The organism is Azospirillum doebereinerae (genome assembly GCF_003989665.1).
Classification (GTDB): Bacteria; Pseudomonadota; Alphaproteobacteria; order Azospirillales; family Azospirillaceae; genus Azospirillum; species Azospirillum doebereinerae.
In genome coordinates, this window is sequence record NZ_RZIJ01000025.1 from 61,900 (window position 1) to 79,365 (window position 17,466).

At 69.1% G+C, this 17,466-nt stretch carries 16 protein-coding genes and 1 tRNA gene; 2 read left to right on the top strand and 15 right to left on the bottom strand.

The genetic code is table 11. The features are described 5' to 3' along the window. Positions 1-116: 116 nt before the first annotated feature. From EJ913_RS24885 to EJ913_RS24900, 4 genes are all read right to left on the bottom strand, one after another. The gene (locus EJ913_RS24885; RefSeq protein WP_127003003.1) at positions 117-1,301 is read right to left on the bottom strand and encodes a helix-turn-helix domain-containing protein; all 1,185 of its coding nucleotides are present in this window, start codon (positions 1,299-1,301) and stop codon (positions 117-119) included. A gap of 144 nt (positions 1,302-1,445) precedes the next feature. Next, the gene (gene ptsP / locus EJ913_RS24890; protein WP_127003005.1) at positions 1,446-3,737 is read right to left on the bottom strand and encodes a phosphoenolpyruvate--protein phosphotransferase; all 2,292 of its coding nucleotides are present in this window, start codon (positions 3,735-3,737) and stop codon (positions 1,446-1,448) included. A 2-nt stretch (positions 3,738-3,739) separates the two neighbouring features. Beyond that, positions 3,740-4,825, bottom strand: a complete 1,086-nt coding sequence (locus tag EJ913_RS24895; RefSeq protein WP_127003007.1) for an NAD(P)H-dependent flavin oxidoreductase — start codon at positions 4,823-4,825, stop codon at positions 3,740-3,742. Between the two features lie 31 nt (positions 4,826-4,856). Continuing rightward, complete coding sequence (locus tag EJ913_RS24900) at positions 4,857-6,092, bottom strand: aspartate kinase (RefSeq protein WP_127003009.1); 1,236 nt, start codon at positions 6,090-6,092, stop codon at positions 4,857-4,859. Positions 6,093-6,261: 169 nt separating this feature from the next. On the opposite strand from EJ913_RS24900, the gene ubiG reads away from it, so the two are divergent. After that, positions 6,262-7,050: a bifunctional 2-polyprenyl-6-hydroxyphenol methylase/3-demethylubiquinol 3-O-methyltransferase UbiG gene (ubiG, locus tag EJ913_RS24905; protein WP_127003011.1), complete on the top strand. Its 789-nt coding sequence runs from the start codon at positions 6,262-6,264 to the stop codon at positions 7,048-7,050. A gap of 162 nt (positions 7,051-7,212) precedes the next feature. Here the strand turns inward: ubiG and EJ913_RS24910 are convergent, their stop codons facing one another. From EJ913_RS24910 to EJ913_RS24955, 10 genes are all read right to left on the bottom strand, one after another. After that, complete coding sequence (locus EJ913_RS24910) at positions 7,213-7,758, bottom strand: Uma2 family endonuclease (RefSeq protein WP_127003013.1); 546 nt, start codon at positions 7,756-7,758, stop codon at positions 7,213-7,215. A gap of 101 nt (positions 7,759-7,859) precedes the next feature. Continuing rightward, complete coding sequence (ptsN, locus tag EJ913_RS24915; protein WP_127003015.1) at positions 7,860-8,318, bottom strand: PTS IIA-like nitrogen regulatory protein PtsN; 459 nt, start codon at positions 8,316-8,318, stop codon at positions 7,860-7,862. Positions 8,319-8,354: 36 nt separating this feature from the next. Beyond that, positions 8,355-8,960, bottom strand: coding sequence for a ribosome hibernation-promoting factor, HPF/YfiA family (gene hpf / locus EJ913_RS24920; protein ID WP_127003017.1), 606 nt, complete (start codon positions 8,958-8,960; stop codon positions 8,355-8,357). Between the two features lie 126 nt (positions 8,961-9,086). Continuing rightward, positions 9,087-10,694: an RNA polymerase factor sigma-54 gene (gene rpoN, locus EJ913_RS24925; RefSeq protein ID WP_127003019.1), complete on the bottom strand. Its 1,608-nt coding sequence runs from the start codon at positions 10,692-10,694 to the stop codon at positions 9,087-9,089. Between the two features lie 17 nt (positions 10,695-10,711). After that, positions 10,712-11,485, bottom strand: coding sequence for an LPS export ABC transporter ATP-binding protein (gene lptB, locus EJ913_RS24930; RefSeq protein WP_127003021.1), 774 nt, complete (start codon positions 11,483-11,485; stop codon positions 10,712-10,714). Beyond that, positions 11,482-12,369, bottom strand: coding sequence for an LptA/OstA family protein (locus EJ913_RS24935; RefSeq protein WP_127003023.1), 888 nt, complete (start codon positions 12,367-12,369; stop codon positions 11,482-11,484). Before EJ913_RS24935 ends, lptB begins: the two co-directional genes overlap by 4 nt. Continuing rightward, positions 12,369-13,115, bottom strand: coding sequence for an LPS export ABC transporter periplasmic protein LptC (lptC, locus tag EJ913_RS24940; protein ID WP_238521254.1), 747 nt, complete (start codon positions 13,113-13,115; stop codon positions 12,369-12,371). The genes EJ913_RS24935 and lptC overlap by 1 nt, the downstream gene beginning before the upstream one ends. Positions 13,116-13,141: 26 nt before the next feature. Further along, positions 13,142-14,161, bottom strand: a complete 1,020-nt coding sequence (locus tag EJ913_RS24945; RefSeq protein ID WP_127003025.1) for a KpsF/GutQ family sugar-phosphate isomerase — start codon at positions 14,159-14,161, stop codon at positions 13,142-13,144. 209 nt (positions 14,162-14,370) lie between these two features. Beyond that, positions 14,371-14,997, bottom strand: coding sequence for a ribonuclease D (locus tag EJ913_RS24950; RefSeq protein WP_127003027.1), 627 nt, complete (start codon positions 14,995-14,997; stop codon positions 14,371-14,373). A 116-nt stretch (positions 14,998-15,113) separates the two neighbouring features. Continuing rightward, positions 15,114-15,200 (bottom strand) — tRNA-Leu (locus EJ913_RS24955). Positions 15,201-15,441: 241 nt separating this feature from the next. Here EJ913_RS24955 and EJ913_RS24960 point away from each other — a divergent pair. Beyond that, positions 15,442-16,413 carry a complex I NDUFA9 subunit family protein gene (locus tag EJ913_RS24960; protein ID WP_127003029.1) on the top strand — a complete coding sequence of 324 codons (972 nt, stop codon included), beginning with the start codon at positions 15,442-15,444 and terminating at the stop codon, positions 16,411-16,413. An 84-nt stretch (positions 16,414-16,497) separates the two neighbouring features. Here EJ913_RS24960 and EJ913_RS24965 read toward each other — a convergent pair whose 3' ends face one another. Beyond that, positions 16,498-17,298, bottom strand: coding sequence for an undecaprenyl-diphosphate phosphatase (locus EJ913_RS24965; protein WP_127003031.1), 801 nt, complete (start codon positions 17,296-17,298; stop codon positions 16,498-16,500). Between the last annotated feature and the right edge of the window lie 168 nt (positions 17,299-17,466).

A 17,466-nucleotide genomic window follows, 5' to 3' on the forward strand; every position in this document is an offset into this window, starting at 1 on the left:
CTCAAGGCAACGGCGAGGGGCGATGGCGGAGATCCGGCCGCTGCGACACGGCCGGGGTCACGTCAGAGGTACGGTCCGGCGCGGCGGATTCAAGCGCCGCTTCCGGGACCCTGCCCTCAACGCGCGGCGGGGCGCACCACGCCGTGGGCGTCGATGGGCACGTCGCGCAGCACCTGCCCGACCGTGCCGAGCGGCGCGCTGTCCGCCCCATCGGCGACGACGACCAGACCGCCGGCGTTGCCGGTGCGGATCTTCACGCCGGCCTTGTCGGGAACGCGGTAGGTGTCGCCGGCCTTCAGCACACGGGTGAAGATGATCTCGCTGCCGTCGCGGATCTGCAGCCAGCTTTCCTGCGTCGCCTTCAGCACGAGCCGAACGTTCTGGTACTGCAACCCGTAGACCTTGGCGTTCGGGTTGGCCGGGGCGGCCTCCGCTGGGCGCGGGGCCGGGGCGGCGGGAACGGCGGCCGGGGAGAGCGGCGTCGGCTCCTGCGGCGAGCCTTCGGTGTCGTCGTCCTCCGCCGGCGGCGGGGCGACGTTGGTCATGGCGGACGCGGGCGGCGCCGGAACGGCGGGCGTCGACAGCGTGGCGGCCATGGGCGGCTTGGCCGGCGGAAGCGGGGTCCCGGCGGGGGCCGGAACGCCCGCCGGCGGGCTGGCCGGAGTCGCGGTCTGGGCCGGCGCCGGGGCGGAAGGCGTGGGCGTCGGCGCCGGGCTGGCGGCGGGGGACGGAGCGGTCGGCGCAGCGGGCACCGGGGAGGACGGCAGCGCGGCGGTCTGCTGCGGCGCCGGCTCGGCCGTGGGTGGCGCGCCGTTCTTGCGCGGCACCGTGTCGAGCAGCGACACCAGACGGTCCGGCAGGGCCGGCACCAGATCGGCCACCGAACGGTCGGTCGCCGACAGATAATACCAGCCGCCGTAGACGATGCCGGCCAGCACCAGCGTCACCAGCAGCAGGGTGCCGCCGGGGATGCGCTCCTCGGTCGCCGGAGTCGGCAGGTAAAGCTGCTGCTGGCGCAGGCCCCCGGCCACCTCCTCCTTGTAGCGGGCGACGATGCCGTCGGGATCGAGGCCGAGATACTCGGCGTAGGAGCGCAGGAAGCCGGCGGCGTAGGCCGCGCCCGGCAGGTCCGAGAAGCGCCCGTCCTCGATGGCCTGGAGATAGGGGTAGCGGATGCGCAGCATCGAGGCCACGTCGCGCAGCTCGTGCCCCAGGGCGATGCGCGTGTCGCGCAACGTCTCGGACACGGTGGGACCGGCCGCGACCGGTTCGTAATCGTCGAAAACCTTGCGCTTGACCATGGAACCGCCGCCTGCCTGACTGTGGCATCCTCCGGGGACGCACAGGCGGAATGGGTACGACAGCCACCCCGCCGACGCAACCCGGAACGTCGCGGCACCCTCTCCGGTCCCGGACCCGCCCTGGTGCGGGCGCGGGAGAAAGCGTCAGATGGAGACGCCGTGGTCCTTGGCGAAGCTCCTCAGCTTGTCGCGCAGGCTGTGGTCGGCGCCCAGATACAGCCCCGACATGTACTGCCGCAACGCCGCCACCTCCAGCGAGCGCAGCATCGTCTTCACCGGCCCGACCGAGGGCGGCGACATCGACAGCGTGCGGAAGCCGAGGCCGATCAGCGCCATGGCGTCGAGCGGCCGCCCGGCCATCTCGCCGCACAGGCTGAGCGACACCCGGTGCTTGCCGCATTCGTCGACCAGACGGCGCAGCAGGCAGAGCATCGCCGGCGACAGCGGGTCGTAGCGGTTCGAGGTGCGCGGGTTGCCCCGGTCGGCGGCGAACAGGTACTGCGTCAGGTCGTTGGAGCCGACCGACAGGAAGTCCAGCCGGGGCAGAAGCGCCGGCAGCTGCCACAGCAGCGCCGGGACCTCGATCATCGTGCCGACGCGCAGGCGTTCCGGCGGCGCGACGCCTTGGACGGCCAGCCGCTTCAGCTCCATGTCGAGCAGGCGGCGGGCGGCGTCGAACTCGGCGACCTCGGCGATCATCGGGAACATCACCGACAGCGACCGCCCGGCCGCCGCCAGCAGCAGCGCGCGCAGCTGCTGGCGCAGCAGCGACGGGTGGTCGAGCCCGATGCGCACCGCCCGCCAGCCGAGCGCCGGGTTCTCCTCCTCGCCGCCGGTCATGTAGGGCAGCATCTTGTCGCCGCCGACGTCCAGCGTGCGGAAGATCACCGGCTTGTCGCCGGCCTCGTCCATGATGCGGCTGTAGAGGTCGGTCTGCGCCTGGACGTCCGGGTAGGACGACCGCACCATGAAGGGGATCTCGGTGCGGTAGAGCCCGATGCCCTCCGCCCCGCTGGCGTGGAGGTGCGGCAGGTCGATCAGCAGCCCGCAGTTCAGCTGCATGGAGATCGGCACGCCGTCGCGCGTTACCGAGGGCAGGTTGCGGATCTCCGCGTAGAGCTGCTCCTTCTGGTGCTGGAGCGCGACGCTGTCGGCGAAGGCCATCTGGATGTCTTCGGCCGGGCGGATGAACACCTTGCCGTGGTCGCCGTCGACGATCAGCTGGTCGAGCGGCTCGATCCGGTTCAGCGCGTCGGCGGCCTGCACCACCGGGATGTTGAGCGCGCGGGCGACGATGCAGACATGGCTCGACGGCGAGCCCTCCTCCAGCAGCAACCCGCGCAGGCGGGAGCGGTCGTAGTCGAGCAGCTCCGCCGGCCCCATGGAGCGCGCGACCAGGATCATGTCGTCCGGCTGCGTCGCCCCGTCGGCGCCCGAGGTCTTGCCGGCCAGATGCTGCATCAGCCGGTTGGTCAGATCCTCGAAATCGAGCAGGCGTTCGCGGATGTAGGGGTCCGTCAGGTGGCTCATGCGGGCGCGGGTGTCGTTCTGCACCTGCTGCACCGCCGCCTCCGCCGTCAGGCCGACGCGGATCGCCTCGCGGATGCGCGACAGCCAGCCGCGATCCTCGGCGAACATCCGGTAGGTCTCCAGGATGTCGCGCGGCTCGCCCAGGCCGGCCAGCGTCGCCGCCTCCAGCAGGTCGTCGATGGCGCTGTGCATGGTGGAGAGCGCGGCGTTGAAGCGCTCCAGCTCGGCTTCCGCGTCCTCGGCGACCATCTGGCGGACGGTGAGCTGCGGGCGGTGGATCACCGCCAGCCCCATCGCCAGGCCGGGGCTCATCGCCACGCCCGAGAGCCGGGCCGGCAGCAGGACGGGGTCGCCGGTGGTGGAGACCTCCGCCGGGTTGACCAGCTCGCTCTGGGCCACCAGCTCGGCGACGACCATGGCGATGGTCTGGAGGGTCTCGACCTCCTCCTCGACGTAGGGACGGCGATCCTTGTGCTGGATCACCAGCACGCCGCGCACCTTGCCGCCGCGCAGCACCGGGACGCCGGCCATCGACAGGAAGGGATCCTCGCCGGTCTCGGGCCGATAGGCGAAGCTGGGGTGCGAGGGCGCGTTGTCGAGCGCCACCGGGCGGGCGTGGCCGGCGATGTAGCCGACGATGCCCTCCCCCACCCGCAGGCGGGTGTTGTGGACGGCGGTCTTGTTCAGCCCCTCGGTGGAGAAGAGTTCCAGCACCTCGCCCGCGCGCATGACGTAGCAGGAGCAGACGTCGGCCCGCATCTCCGCCGCGATCAGCGTGACGATCTTGTCCAGACGATCCTGCCCCGACCCCGACCCGGCCATGATGTCGCGGAGATGGGCCAGAAGCCGGCGCGAGCTGGCGCCGTCGAAGCTGGGTCCCGCCGTCAGGTCGAGGGTGCTGGTCATCGCTACAAGACTCCCAGTGCCGGGGGCGTTTCCGCCGCCACCCCCAACGATGCCCCATCGCCGCCGCGCCGCGCCAGCGCCGTTTCGGCCTGGGCGATCAATTCGGCCAGGATGTCGGCCACCGGCTGCTCGCGGGTGACGAGGCCGACGCTCTGCCCGGCCATCAGCGACCCCATTTCGACGTCGCCGTCGATCACCGCGCGGCGCAGCGCGCCGGCCCAGAAATGCTCGATCTCCAGCAGCCCCTCGTCGCGGGTCAGGGCGCCGGCGTCGACCTTGGCGATGACGGCGCGCTGGAGGTCCATGAACGCCTTGCTGCCGGCGTTGGCAAGGGCGCGGACGGGGATCACCGGGAAACGCGGGTCGATCTGCACCGACGCCTGAGCGTCCCGCGCCGACGCGCGGATGAAGGTCTGCTTGAAGGCCGGGTGCGCGATGGATTCGGTGGCGCAGACGAAACGCGTGCCGATCTGCACCCCCGCCGCCCCCAGCTCCAGCGCGGCGACGATGGCCTCGCCGCGCCCGATGCCGCCGGCCACGAAGACCGGGACCTCGCGCAGGTCGGGCAGGATCTCCTGCGCCAGCACGGTGGTGGAAACCGGGCCAATGTGGCCGCCGGCCTCCGTCCCCTCGATCACCAGGGCGTCGGCGCCCTGCTTGACCATGCGCCGGCCGCTGACCAGCGTCGGCGCGAAGGCCATCGCCTTGGCGCCGCCGTCCTTGATGCGGCGCAGCGTGGCGCCGGACGGAAAGCCGCCCGCGATCACGACGTGGCCGACCGCCTGCTCGCGGCAGACGTCGAGCAGCCGGTCGAGCTCGGGGTGCATGTTGATCAGGTTGACGCCGAACGGCTCGGCCGTCAGCGCCTTGGTGCCGGCGATTTCCGCCGCAAGCTGGTCCGGCGCCATCGACCCGCAGGCCAGCACGCCGAAACCGCCCGCGTTCGAGATCGCCGAAACCAGATGCCGCTCCGACACCCAGCTCATCGCACCGCCCATCACGGCGGTGCGCGTGCCGAGGAAGGCGCAGCCGCGCGCCCAAAGCCGGTCGAGCCGTGCCCGTGCCCGTGCCCTTGACGCCGTGGTCATACGGCCCTTCCCCTCTTCCTCGACGCCGCGATCAGGCGGCGTCCAGACCATAGGCGGTGTGCAGGGCGCGCAGCGCCAGCTCCGCGTACTCCTCGGCGATCAGGACCGAAATCTTGATCTCCGAGGTGGAAATGACCTGGATGTTGATGCCCTTGTCGGCCAGCGCCTTGAACATGCGCTGCGCGACGCCCGCGTGGCTGCGCATGCCGACCCCGATGACCGACACCTTGACGACGTTGGCGTCCGAGACGATGCGCTTGTAGTTCAGCGTCTCCTTCGCGTCCTCCAGCACCTTCACGCCGCGGGCGAGATCCGCCTTGCCGACGGTGAAGGTCATGTCGGTGGACTTGCCGTCCTCCGACACGTTCTGGACGATCATGTCGACGTTGACGGCGTTGTCGGTCAGCGGACCGAAGATGGCGGCGGCCACGCCCGGGCTGTCGGCGACGCCGACCAGGGTGATCTTCGCCTCGTCGCGGCTGTAGGCGATGCCGCTCACAACTTCCTTTTCCACGATCTCGTCCTCGTCAACAACCAGGGTTCCGGGAAGCGCGCTGCCCGCCGCCGCCTCGAAGCTCGACAGCACCTGCACGCGCACGCGGTGGTTCATCGCCATCTCGACCGAGCGCGTCTGGAGCACCTTGGCGCCTTGCGAAGCCAGCTCCAGCATCTCCTCGTAGGTGATCTTGTCGAGCTTGCGGGCCTTGCTGACGATGCGCGGGTCGGTGGTGTAGACGCCGTCCACGTCGGTGTAGATGTCGCAGCGGTCGGCCTTCACCGCCGCCGCCAGCGCCACCGCCGAGGTGTCGGAGCCGCCACGGCCCAGCGTGGTGATGCGCCCCTCCGTCGTCACGCCCTGGAACCCGGCGACCACGGCGACTTCGCCGGTCTGCATGGAGGTTTCCATTTGCGTGGTGTCGATGGAGACGATGCGCGCCTTCCCGTGCGTGTCGTCGGTGCGGATCGGAATCTGCCAGCCGGCCCACGAGCGCGCCGGAATGCCGATGGACTGCAGCGCGATGGCCAGGAGACCCGAGGTCACCTGCTCGCCCGACGCGACGATGGCGTCGTATTCGCGGGCGTCGTGCAGCTTGTCGATCTCGTTGCAGTACTTGACGAGCTGGTTGGTCACGCCGGACATCGCCGACACGACGACGGCGACCTGATGCCCCGCCTTGACTTCCTGCTCGACCTTCCGGGCCACGTTCTTGATGCGGTCGATGTCGCCGACCGACGTGCCTCCGAATTTCAGGACGATCCGCGCCATACCTCACACCAATCTCTGGCCGCCCGAGCGAAAGCTCGAAAAAGGGCGGCGTGCGGCACCCCCGCTCTACCGTTGCCGGCGCGGGGCGGCGTATCCATACTCCCTCGACCGCAGCGAGGCAAGTTGCCCCGCGTGCCGATTGCCAACCAGCCCACGGAAATCCCACCCCATGACCGCGACCGCCGGAACCCCGCACGCCACGACCGCCGGAACGATCCACGGCACGGCCAGCACGATCGATCCCGAGGACGTCGCCCGCTTTTCCGCCATCGCCGCCGAATGGTGGGATCCCGCCGGCAAGTTCCGCCCGCTGCACCGCCTGAACCCGCTGCGCCTCGCCTACATCCGCGACGCGCTGTGCCGGCGCCTGGGCCGCGACCCGCTGGCGCCCCGGCCGCTGGAGGGGGTGAGGGTGGTGGACATCGGCTGCGGCGGCGGGTTGCTGGCCGAGCCGATGGCCCGCATGGGCGCCACGGTGGTCGGGGTCGACGCCTCGGAGAAGAACATCGGGACGGCGGCCACCCACGCCGCCGAGACCGGCACGACGGTCGATTACCGCGCCACCACGGCCGAGGCGCTTGCGGCTGGCGGCGAGCGCTTCGACGCGGTGCTGGCGATGGAGGTGATCGAGCACGTCGCCGACGTGGACCTGTTCGTGAAGTCCTGCACCGACCTGCTGGCGCCGGGCGGCGCGCTGTTCCTCTCCACGCTGAACCGGACGCCGAAATCCTTCGCGCTCGCCATCGTCGGCGCGGAGTACATCCTGCGCTGGATGCCGCGCGGCACCCACAACTGGCGCCAGTTCCTGCGCCCGTCCGAACTCAACGCCGCCGTACGCGCGTACGGGCTGGCCGTACGCGACCTGACCGGCGTGACGTACAACCCGTTGACCGACGAGTTCCGACTGAACGCGCGGGATCTGGAGGTGAACTACATGGGGTGGGCGGAACGGGTGTGAGGAAAAGCCCTCTCCCGCCCCGGGAGAGGGAGGGGACCCATGCGGCAGCATGGGGAGGGTGAGGGGCTATCGGGCGTGGTACGAAATCCATGTCCCGATAGCCCCTCACCCTTCCCGCTATCGCGGGCCCCTTCCCTCTCCCGGGGCGGGAGAGGGAGTTGGTCAATCCTCGTAAACGGCTTCCAGAGGCACGCTCAACCCCAAGGACTCCAGCATGACCATCCCCTCCGTGACGATGTCGGCCATCCAATGGGCACCATCACGGCGGTAGATCTCAATCCGGCGTTCGTTCTGCGCCACCAGCACGATCTCGCGCAGGGATGGGATGGTCTGGTAGTTCACCCGCTTCTCGCGGCGGTCGACGGCCTCGGTGCTGTCCGACAGCACCTCCACGACCAGCGAAGGGGCCTGGACGACATAAGGGTCGTCGTCGCCCGGATGACACGTCACCACCAGATCGGGATAATAATAGGCGTTCGCCGCCTCGACGCGCACCTTCACGTCGTTCGCGTAGGCGCTGCATCCACGCCCTCGCGCAGCCTGCCGCAAAGCCACAAACACATTCCCGACGATCCCCGCATGCCGACGGCTCGCGCCCACCATGGCAAAGATCTCGCCGTCGACATACTCGTGGCGAACCTCGGCCACCCTTTCCATGGAAAGGTAGTCCTCGGGCGAAATCCACGGCTTGCGCGGAGCGTTCGGCATGAACTGATCATAACGCGCCTGCACAGCCCCCGCCACCGCCCCAAAAGAAAAAGGGCCGCGCAACGGATGCGGCGGCCCTTGTCGGTTGCGTGAAGCACCCGTCAGGCGGTGGGGCTGGCCTCGTGCTGGGTCAGCAAGGCGTAGATCGCGTCGCCCGATTGGGCGCCGCGCAGTTTCTCGCACATCGACTGGTCGCGCAGCAGCCGCGACACGCGGGCCAGCGCCTTCAGATGATCGGCACCCGCCTGTTCCGGGGCCAGCAGAAGAAAGATCAGATCGACCGGCTGCTCATCGATGGCATCGAAATCGATGGGCCGCTCCAAGCGGGCGAAGACGCCGTGGACGCGGTCGAGGCTGGACAGCTTGCCGTGGGGGATGGCGATGCCATGCCCCACGCCGGTCGTGCCCAGCCGTTCGCGTTCCAGGAGGACGTCGAAGATCGCCCGCTCGTGCTGACCGGTCAGCTCGGACGCTTTGCGCGCCAGCTCCTGCAAGGCCTGCTTCTTGTTGCCGGCCTTGAGGTTCGGGAGGATGGCGAGCGGCGTGATGAGGTCGAGCATGACGCGTCGGACCGGGGGAGGGGTCGGCGCCTGGGGTCAGGCGCCGGCCTTCTCCGTCGGATCGACCCAGCCGATGTTCCCGTCGACGCGGCGGTAGACCATGTTCAGACGGCCGTGCACGCCGTTGTGGAACATCAGCGCCGGAGCCTGCGCCAACTCCAGCCGCATCACCGCCTCGCTGACCGAGAGCGTCGCGATCGAGGTCTCCATCTCGGCCACGACCATCGGCTGGTGGGCACCGTCGGCGTTGCTCTCCGCCGGGGCCTCGGCCTCGTCGCGGTGATCCTCGGCCTCGGCCTCCAGGATCTGGTAGCGGGCCGGCAGCGCCTCGGCGCCGTTCTCGGCGGTGTGGTGGTCGCGCAGGCGGCCCTTGTAGCGGCGCAGGCGCTTGGCCAGCTTGTCGCAAGCGGTGTCGAAGGCCGGGTACGGCTCCGTCGCGTCGGCCGTGCTCTGCAGGACGATCCCCCGGCCCACATGGACCTGGATGTCGGCCTTGTAGAGATGGGCGTCCTTCGTCAGGACGACGTTGGCCTCGATCGGCTTGTTGAAGTACTTGCCGACCACGGCGGTCAGGCTGTCGGCCACATGGGTGCGCAGAGCGTCACCCACGTCCAGCTGCTTGCCTTTGACAGTCAGTTGCATGTTGGAACGTTTCCAATAATTGGTCCGCTGGGGACGGTGTGGAGACGGCGTGCCGCCGCATGCGGGTCGGGAACCATAGTCAGGGGTCCATAGGCTGTCAACGAAGCCCGCCCCTTCGAGTTCCGGCTACATGCGTGACATCTTGGCACGGCGCCGCTGCACCGAAGACGGTATTTTCATCGCCTCACGATACTTCGCGACCGTCCGCCGCGCAATGTCGATCCCCTCGGCGCGAAGGATATCGACCAATTTATCGTCGGAAAGGACATCTTCCGCCTTTTCGGCGTCGATCATCGCCTTGATGCGGTGCCGAACCGCCTCCGCCGAATGGGCGGCCTGCCCGTCGGCGCCCTGGATGGCCGAGGTGAAGAAATATTTCAGCTCGAACACGCCGCGCTGCGTCGCCATGAACTTGTTGGTGGTGACCCGGCTGACCGTGCTTTCGTGCATGCCGATGGCCTCGGCGATGTCGCGCAGAATCAGCGGCTTCAGGTGCGAGACGCCGTGGATGAAGAAGGCGTCCTGCTGGCGGATGATCTCGCTGGCGACCTTCAGGATGGTGGTCGCGCGCTGGTGCAGCGACTTCACCAGCCAGTTGGCCGACTGGAACTTTTCCGACAGGTAGTCCTTGTCGGCCTTGTTGCGGGCGACGTCGGAGATCCGCGCGAAATAGCGCTGGTTGACCAGCACGCGCGGCAGCGTGTCGGGGTTGAGGTCGATCAGCCAGCCGCCGCCGGGGTTGGCGCGCATCAGGATGTCGGGGGTGACCAACTGCGCCGGGGTGTGGTCGAACAGCAGGGCCGGCTTCGGGTTCAGCTTGCGGATGTCCGACACCATGTCGGCGACGTCCTCGGCGTCGACGCCGCAGACCTTCATGATGGCCGGCAGGTTGCGTGCCGCCAGAAGCTCCAGATTGTCGAGCAGCGCCTGCATCGCCGGGTCCAGCCGGTTCTTCTCGCGCAGTTGGATGCCCAAGCATTCCTTCAGCGAGCGGGCGAAGATGCCCGGTGGGTCGAAGCGCTGGCAGGCCGCCAGCACCCGCTCCACCCGTTCCGCGTCGCAGCCGAGCTGTTCGGCCAGCGCCGCGGCGTCGAAGCCGGTCAGCCAGCCGGCCTCGTCCAGCATGTCGATGAGCGCCAGCCCGATGAGCTGGTCGCCATGCTCGGGAAGATCGATCTTGAGCTGTTCGGTCAGGTGGTCGCGCAGGCTGATCTGGCCGGTGAGCGTCGCCTCCAGGTTGGAGTCGTCGTCCTCGAAGCCGCTGCGCCCGCCGCGCTCGTTGTAGGAGCCGTAGACCTCGTTGCCGCCGTCCGAGCCGTCGGAAAAGCGGTCGTCGGAATAGACGTTCTCGAAATCGGTGTCGAGCGGCGACTCCGACGAGGCGCCCATGGTGTCCGAGGAGGTCAGCTCGACCGTGTCGCGGGTGCGCCCGTCCGACGGCGGCGGGGCCGGTCCGTCGTCGCGCCCGTTGAAGCTGTCGGCCAGTGAGCTGCCCGGCTCCGCCCCGCCCGGCCCGTCCAGGCCGCCGGCCGCCTCGCCGTTGACGACAGGGTCGCTGCCACCGTCGCTGGGGCCGCTGTCGCGCTCCAGCAAGGGGTTCTGCTCGATCTCGCGGTCCACGAAGTCCGACAGCTCGATGTTCGACAGTTGCAGCAGCTTGATCGCCTGCTGCAACTGCGGCGTCATCACCAGTGTTTGGGCTTGTCGGAGGTCGAGACGTTGAGCAAGCGCCATGGACAGGAAACCGCGTGCTAGAGGCTGAACCGGTCGCCGAGGTAGACCCGGCGCACATCCTCGTGCGCCACGATCTCCGCCGGCCCGCCCTCCATTAGTACCACACCATCGTGCAAAATGTATGCCCGATCGACTAGGTCTAAAGTTTCTCGCACGTTGTGGTCGGTGATGAGCACGCCGATGCCCCGGTCGCGCAGGTGCCCGACCAACTCCCGGATGTCGTTCACCGCGATCGGATCGATGCCGGCCAGCGGCTCGTCGAGCAGGATGAAATGCGGTTGGCCGGCCAGCGCGCGGGCGATCTCCACGCGCCGCCGCTCGCCGCCCGACAGCGCCAGCGCGGGCGCGCGGCGCAGGTGGGTGACGGAGAATTCGGCCAGCAGTTCGTCCAGCATCGCCTCGCGCGCGTCGCGGTCGCTCTCCACGACCTCCAGCACCGAGCGGATGTTGTTCTCCACCGTCATGCCCCGGAAGATCGAGGCCTCCTGCGGCAGGTAGCCGATGCCCAGCCGCGCCCGCCGGTACATCGGCAGCGCGGTGATGTCCTGCCCGTCCAGCGTGATGGTGCCGGAATCGGCGGCGATCAGCCCGGTGATCATGTAGAAGCAGGTCGTCTTGCCGGCGCCGTTGGGGCCGAGCAGCCCGACCGCCTCGCCGCGCTGGACGCTGACCGTCACGTCGCGCACGACGGGACGCTTCTTGAAGGACTTACCGAGGTGGCGGGCGACCAGCCCCTCGGTCGGCGCGGGCGCTGCGGGAGCGCTCGGGCCGTTGGCGGTCAGACTGCTCACGGCTTGGCCGCCGGCTTGGCCGTTGCCGCCGAGCTGGGGGCCGGCGCGGCGGACAGGCCGCCCGGTTGGCCGTTCTGGCCGGGGATCAGCAACCCGCTGACCCGGCCGGCGGCGGGGCCGGCGATGACGCGGTTGATCTTGGTGGTCATGTTCATCTCGGCGGCTTCGCCGTTCAATTGGTTGTCGCCGCGCGTGATCTTCACGTTGCCGATCAGCACCGCGACGTTGTCGGCGACCGAATAGACCATCTTGTCGGACAGCGCGACGTCGGTCGCGGTCGTCACCACGACGCTGCCCGAGCCGTCGATCCGCTCCATCTGGGTGGAGCCGTCCGGCATCTTCTTGAGCTGGCCGATCAGCACGTCGGCGCGCAGCCGGTCGGCGCCGCGCACCGCCACCGCGTCGCCGCGCGCCACGGTCAGCTCGCGCGCCTCGTAGTATTCCAGGCTGTCGCGGGCGGTCACCACGTCCTTGGCGGTGATCAGCTTCAGATCCTTGCCGGTCACCACGGCGACCTGCTTGTCCACGTCGTAGACGCCGTGGTCGCCGAAGACCTGCTGGTTGGGGCTGACCACGCGGACGGCGCCATCGGCGACGAGCTGGAAGACCTCGTTCCCCTTGCCGGGGACCTCGCGGTAATAGGCGGTCAGCACGTCGGCGAAGACGGTCGATTCCCCGCGCTTGGCCGAGGCGTTGCCGCGCGCCACATAGGCGTGGACGTCCTGGTGCCACTCGATGGCCTGGTCGGCGTTGACCTCGACCGGGATCTTGCCGCCGCCCATGCCGGGCAGCCCCTGGGCGAGAACCGGCGTGGCAGCGGCGAGGCCGAACGCGGCGGCGAGAACAGCGAGACCGGTGCCGGACCGCCTGCGCGAACGATGCATCACCGCTTCTTACCTCCCGGAGTTTCGGCGGCCTGGACCTCGGCCTTGGACTGGTTGAGGAAGACCACGGTCTTGCCGCGATCGGTCATGCGGAAGCCCTTGGCGTTGATCTCGCCCTGCGGTCCCTGCCCCGTCACCGCGGCCTCGCCCCAGGCGTTGCCCTTGCGGATGTCGGTCTCCGCTTCCTCGGTCGTGAACTCGTTGCCGTCGTCGCGCATCACGCGGACGTTGCCGCGCATCAGCAGGATGCCGGTGACCTGGTTGTACCAGCCCTTGTCGGATCGGATCGTCACCCAGGTGCCGGCACTCTCCGTCATCTCGGCTTCCGGCTGGTCGAGCAGGATGATGTCCGGCTGGTCGGTCGACTTGTCGGCCTGGAGCGCGACCAGCGAGAAGGGCTGGTTCCGCTCGTCCGCGCTGAAGTAGCGCGGCTTGAGCATCTCGCTCTGCCCCTTGTCGGCGGCGATGCGCGGGGTCGGCAGGCTGTTCAGCGACGGCCACGCCGCCAGCAGCGCCACCATCGCCAGGGCGGCGGCGGGCAGCGCGAACTTCATGGCGGAGACGAAGCGGCTGTAGACGCGGCTCACCGGCCGCGTGTCGCGGCGGCGGTGGGCGCGCATGGCGGGGGGCACCAGGGTGGGAGGAACCAGGATCGGCGTTGCCGGAGCAGGCTCCGGAGTCGCAGCCGGTCGGGCGCCAGGGCGGCGCTCGGCCCGCAACTCCGTGATGCCATCGTCGATGCTCATGAACGGTTCTCCGCTCGCTTCGTGGATCAGGCGGCGCCCGCCCGCAGGCAATCGTGGATGTGCACGATCCCCAGCGGCCGGTCGGCCTCGACCACGAACAAGGTGGTGATCTGTTTCTCGTTCATCACCCGCAGCGCCTCGGCGATCAGCGCCTTCGGACGGATCGACTTGGGGCGCGGCGACATGATGCTGTCGGCGCGCTCGGCCAGAAGCTCCGGCGCCAGGTGACGGCGGAGGTCGCCGTCGGTGATGATGCCGACCAGCGCGCCCTCGCCGTCGGTGACCCCGACGCAGCCCAGGCGCTTGGCGGTCATCTCAAAGATGACCTCGGACAGCGGGGAATCAAGACGGCAGAGCGGCAGGCCGTCGCCCGCGTGCATGATGTCCGTCACCTTCAGCAGCGCGCGGCCGAGCTGCCCGCCGGGGTGGAACTCGCGGAAATCGGCAGCGGAGAAGCCCCGGCGCTCCAGCAGCGCCACGGCCAGCGCGTCGCCCAGCCCCAGCATCATGGTGGTCGAGGTGGTCGGCGCCAGCCCCAGCGGGCAGGCTTCGGGCACCGGCGGCAGGATTAGCGCCACGTCCGACTGCTCGGCCAGCGCGGAGGCCGCCTTGCGGGTCATGCCGATCAGCGGGATGTCGAAGCGGCGGGTGTAGGCGATGATGTCCGACAGCTCGTGCGTGTCGCCCGAATTGGACAGCGCCACCACCGCGTCGGTCCTGGCGATCATGCCGAGATCGCCGTGGCTGGCCTCGCCCGGATGGACGAAGAAGGCCGGCGTGCCGGTCGAGGCCATGGTCGCCGCGATCTTGCGGGCGATATGGCCCGACTTGCCCATGCCGGTGACGACCACCCGGCCCTGGATGCCGTGCAGGAGGTCGAGCGCGCGCAGGAAGGTCTCGTCCAAGCCGTCGGCCAGCGCGGTCAGCGCCTGCGCTTCCGTCCGCAGGACGCGGGCGGCGCAGGCGAGATCGCGGTTTTCCACCGCGCTGGAATCCGAGCCGTCACCGGTCCGGTCGATCAGGCTGCTGTCGGTCACGCTGTTCAAGGCGTCGGGCCTTTCGCGAAAATGCGGGCGACGGGTGCGCCCGAACCAGAAACCGGGCGCGCCCGCGCGGAAGGCAGTATGCCCACCGGCGGGGTCCGGGTCAAACCCACGCCCGAACGGATAGGGGTTATCCCAGGTTTGGCGCCCGATGGGTGCGCCAATCCGTTCGTGCGTCAGGATGTCCCTGCCCGGGACTCCGTGTTTGGACGTCAGTGCGCCAGGATGTCCGGCGTTTCCCAGCCGCCCAGATCCAGCTCGCCGCGCGCCGGCAGGAAGTCGAAGCAGGCCTGCGCCAGATGGGTCCGCCCCTCGCGCGCCAGCATGACGTCCAGCTTGGCCTTCAGGTCGTGCAGGTGCAGCACGTCGGAGGCGGCGTATTTCATCTGCTCAGGCGTCAGCTCGGCCGCCCCCCAGTCGGAGGATTGCTGCTGCTTGGACAGCTCGACGCCCAGCAGGTCCTTGGACAGATCCTTGAGGCCGTGGCGGTCGGTGAAGGTGCGGACCAGCTTGGAGGCGATCTTGGTGCAGTAGACCGGCCGGCAGGAGACGCCGAGATAGGCGTGCATCACCGCCACGTCGAAGCGGCCGAAGTGGAACAGCTTGGTCACGCCGGGATCGGTCAGCAGGCGCTTGAGGTTCGGCGCGTCGTAGCGGCCCTTGGGGAACTGGACCAGATGCACCGCCCCGTCGCCGGCCGACAGTTGGACCAGGCACAGACGGTCGCGGTGGGGGTTGAGCCCCATGGTCTCGGTGTCGATGGCGACCGCGTTGTCGCGGGCCGAGGCGGCGAGGTCGAGGCCGTCCGGCAGGTCGCCGTCATGAAGGGTGATGGTCATGGTCGCGTTCCCGAAGGGTAAGGCCCCCGGCCACGGACCCTAGAAACGACGAACGCCGCTCTGCACGGTCCCTCTGTTGAGGAGTGGTGCATGCGGCGCAGCCGGGTAGAAAGAAATGGTGCCCAGGAGAAGACTCGAACTTCCACGACATTTCTGCCACAGGTACCTGAAACCTGCGCGTCTACCAATTCCGCCACCTGGGCTCGGTGCTCGGTGTGTGGAGGCGTTTTTAGTGACCGGACCGGGGGCCGTCAACAGCTTTTTTCACGCTTTCGCTTTTTCTCGGGAAAGGTCCGCTTTTCCCCTCGGGCGGGAGGGCCTAGCTTGAGGGCGGCGCTTTCGCTATAAGCGTCGGCGCATTCATGCCCAGGCAGGATACGGATGACGCCCGGGCGCCATAGGGGCGCCACAGGGGCTTCACGGCTTACGTTGGGGAGACGGTCGATGTCCTATCGCACTCAGGTAATCACGGTGTTCGGCGGGTCGGGCTTCATCGGCCGCCACCTGATCCGGCGCCTCGCCAAGTCGGGCGCCGTCGTGCGCATCGCGACGCGCAACCCGACCAAGGCCGGTTTCCTGAAGACCGCCGGCGCCGTCGGCCAGATCGTCCCCTTCGCCACCGACGTGACCAAGGACGAATCGGTCGCCCGCGCGCTCCAGGGCGCCGACATCGCCATCAACCTGATCGGCGTGCTGTACGAGCAGGGCCGCCAGAGCTTCCAGGGCGCGCATGTCGAGTCCGCCGCCCGCATCGCCCGCATCGCCTCCCTGAACGGGGTGACGCGCCTGGTCCACGTCTCGGCGCTGGGCGCCGACGCGTCGTCGCCGGCTTCCTACGCGCGTTCCAAGGCGGCGGGCGAGCAGGCCGTGCTGGACGCCTTCCCCCAGGCCACCATCCTGCGCCCGAGCATCGTCTTCGGGCCGGAGGACCAGTTCTTCAACAAGTTCGCCGCGATGGCGCAGATCGCCCCGGCGCTGCCGCTGATCGGCGGCGGCAAGACCCGCTTCCAGCCGGTCTATGTCGGGGATCTGGCCGACGCCATCGTCGCCTCGCTCGACCTCGACAGCGCCAAGGGCCGGACCTTCGAGCTGGGCGGCCCGCGCGTCTACAGCTTCAAGGAGCTGCTGCAACTGACGCTGAAGACCGTGCAGCGCAAGCGCTACCTGCTGCCGGTGCCGTGGGGCGCGGCGGAGACGCTGGGCGGCGTGCTGGAGAAGGTGCCGGTGCTGGCCCCGGCGCTGACCCGCGACCAGGTGGAGCTGCTCAAGCGCGACAACGTGGTGTCGCCGGGCGCCGCCGGGTTCAAGGAACTGGGCATCGACACGCTGGCCTCCTGCGAGGTGATCGTGCCGACCTACCTCGCCCGCTTCATCGTCGGCGGCCGCAACCCGACGGTCCCCGGCAACGCGCATTGAGCGCCGCGCACTTCCAATAAAAGCATCCCATGAAAAAGCCCCGGTCTCGCGACCGGGGCTTTTTGCTGTCCGACGGGCTGCCCGTCAGAGGTAGAGGAACGCCAGCATCCCGCTGCCGATGGCGATGCGGTACCAGCCGAACGGCGTGAAGCCGTAGCGGCCGACGAAATCCACCAGCGTCTTGACCACCAGCGCCGCCGCGATGAAGGCGGTGAGGAAGCCGACCGCGATCAGCGCCGCGTCGTCGAGGTTCATCACGCCCCAGTTCTTGTACAGGTCGTAGGCCGTCGCCCCGGCCATGGTCGGCACCGCCAGGAAGAACGAGAACTCGGCCGCCGCCTTGCGGTCCACCCCCATCAGCAGCGCGCCCAGGATGCTCGCCCCCGACCGCGACACGCCGGGCACCAGCGCCAGGCACTGGCACAGCCCGATCTTCAGCGCCAGCGGCGCCGGGAAGCGCTCGATCTGGTGGTAGCGCGGCTCCGGCACGTAGCGCTCGACGATCAGAATGGCGACGCCGCCGACGATCAGCGCGACGCTGACCACGGTCGGGTTGAACAGCAGGGTCTTGATGATGCCGTGCAGCCCGGCCCCCAGCACCATCGCCGGCAGGAAGGCCAGCAGCACCGCGATCACGAAGCGGCGCGCGCCCGGATCGTCCTTCAGACCGGTCGCGACCTTCCAAAGCCGGGCGAAGTAGACCACGCAGATCGCCAGGATGGCGCCGAGCTGGATCACCACCTCGAACACCTTGCCGGGCGGTCCCTGGAATCCCAGGAAGGTGTCCAGCAGGATGAGATGGCCGGTCGAGGACACCGGCAGGAACTCGGTCAGCCCCTCCAGGAGGCCCATCAGGATGGCGTCCAGATATTGATCGATCAGCATGCGGCACGGCGCCTTCGACGGAATGGGAGATCGCTGTCCGGGCTTATAGCAGCCATGGCCGGGCTTTGCGATGTCGTGGGGTCGGTACCCCTCTTTGGGGTAAAGGTCCGTTTCGGGACTAATTTTCTTTCCGAATTTATGAAACCGCCGGCATGCGTACCAATCCGG

Bases quoted from the DNA above. Each gene is read 5' to 3' on its own strand.
- EJ913_RS24935 (WP_127003023.1), bottom strand. From the start codon at position 12,369: ATGCATCGTTCGCGCAGGCGGTCCGGCACCGGTCTCGCTGTTCTCGCC.
- EJ913_RS24900 (WP_127003009.1), bottom strand. From the start codon at position 6,092: ATGGCGCGGATCGTCCTGAAATTCGGAGGCACGTCGGTCGGCGACATC.
- ptsP (WP_127003005.1), bottom strand. From the start codon at position 3,737: ATGACCAGCACCCTCGACCTGACGGCGGGACCCAGCTTCGACGGCGCC.
- EJ913_RS24885 (WP_127003003.1), bottom strand. From the start codon at position 1,301: ATGGTCAAGCGCAAGGTTTTCGACGATTACGAACCGGTCGCGGCCGGT.
- EJ913_RS24895 (WP_127003007.1), bottom strand. From the start codon at position 4,825: ATGACCACGGCGTCAAGGGCACGGGCACGGGCACGGCTCGACCGGCTT.
- EJ913_RS24960 (WP_127003029.1), top strand. From the start codon at position 15,442: ATGTCCTATCGCACTCAGGTAATCACGGTGTTCGGCGGGTCGGGCTTC.
- EJ913_RS24950 (WP_127003027.1), bottom strand. From the start codon at position 14,997: ATGACCATCACCCTTCATGACGGCGACCTGCCGGACGGCCTCGACCTC.
- ptsN (WP_127003015.1), bottom strand. From the start codon at position 8,318: ATGCTCGACCTCATCACGCCGCTCGCCATCCTCCCGAACCTCAAGGCC.
- ubiG (WP_127003011.1), top strand. From the start codon at position 6,262: ATGACCGCGACCGCCGGAACCCCGCACGCCACGACCGCCGGAACGATC.
- hpf (WP_127003017.1), bottom strand. From the start codon at position 8,960: ATGCAACTGACTGTCAAAGGCAAGCAGCTGGACGTGGGTGACGCTCTG.
- EJ913_RS24965 (WP_127003031.1), bottom strand. From the start codon at position 17,298: ATGCTGATCGATCAATATCTGGACGCCATCCTGATGGGCCTCCTGGAG.
- lptC (WP_238521254.1), bottom strand. From the start codon at position 13,115: ATGAGCATCGACGATGGCATCACGGAGTTGCGGGCCGAGCGCCGCCCT.
- EJ913_RS24910 (WP_127003013.1), bottom strand. From the start codon at position 7,758: ATGCCGAACGCTCCGCGCAAGCCGTGGATTTCGCCCGAGGACTACCTT.
- rpoN (WP_127003019.1), bottom strand. From the start codon at position 10,694: ATGGCGCTTGCTCAACGTCTCGACCTCCGACAAGCCCAAACACTGGTG.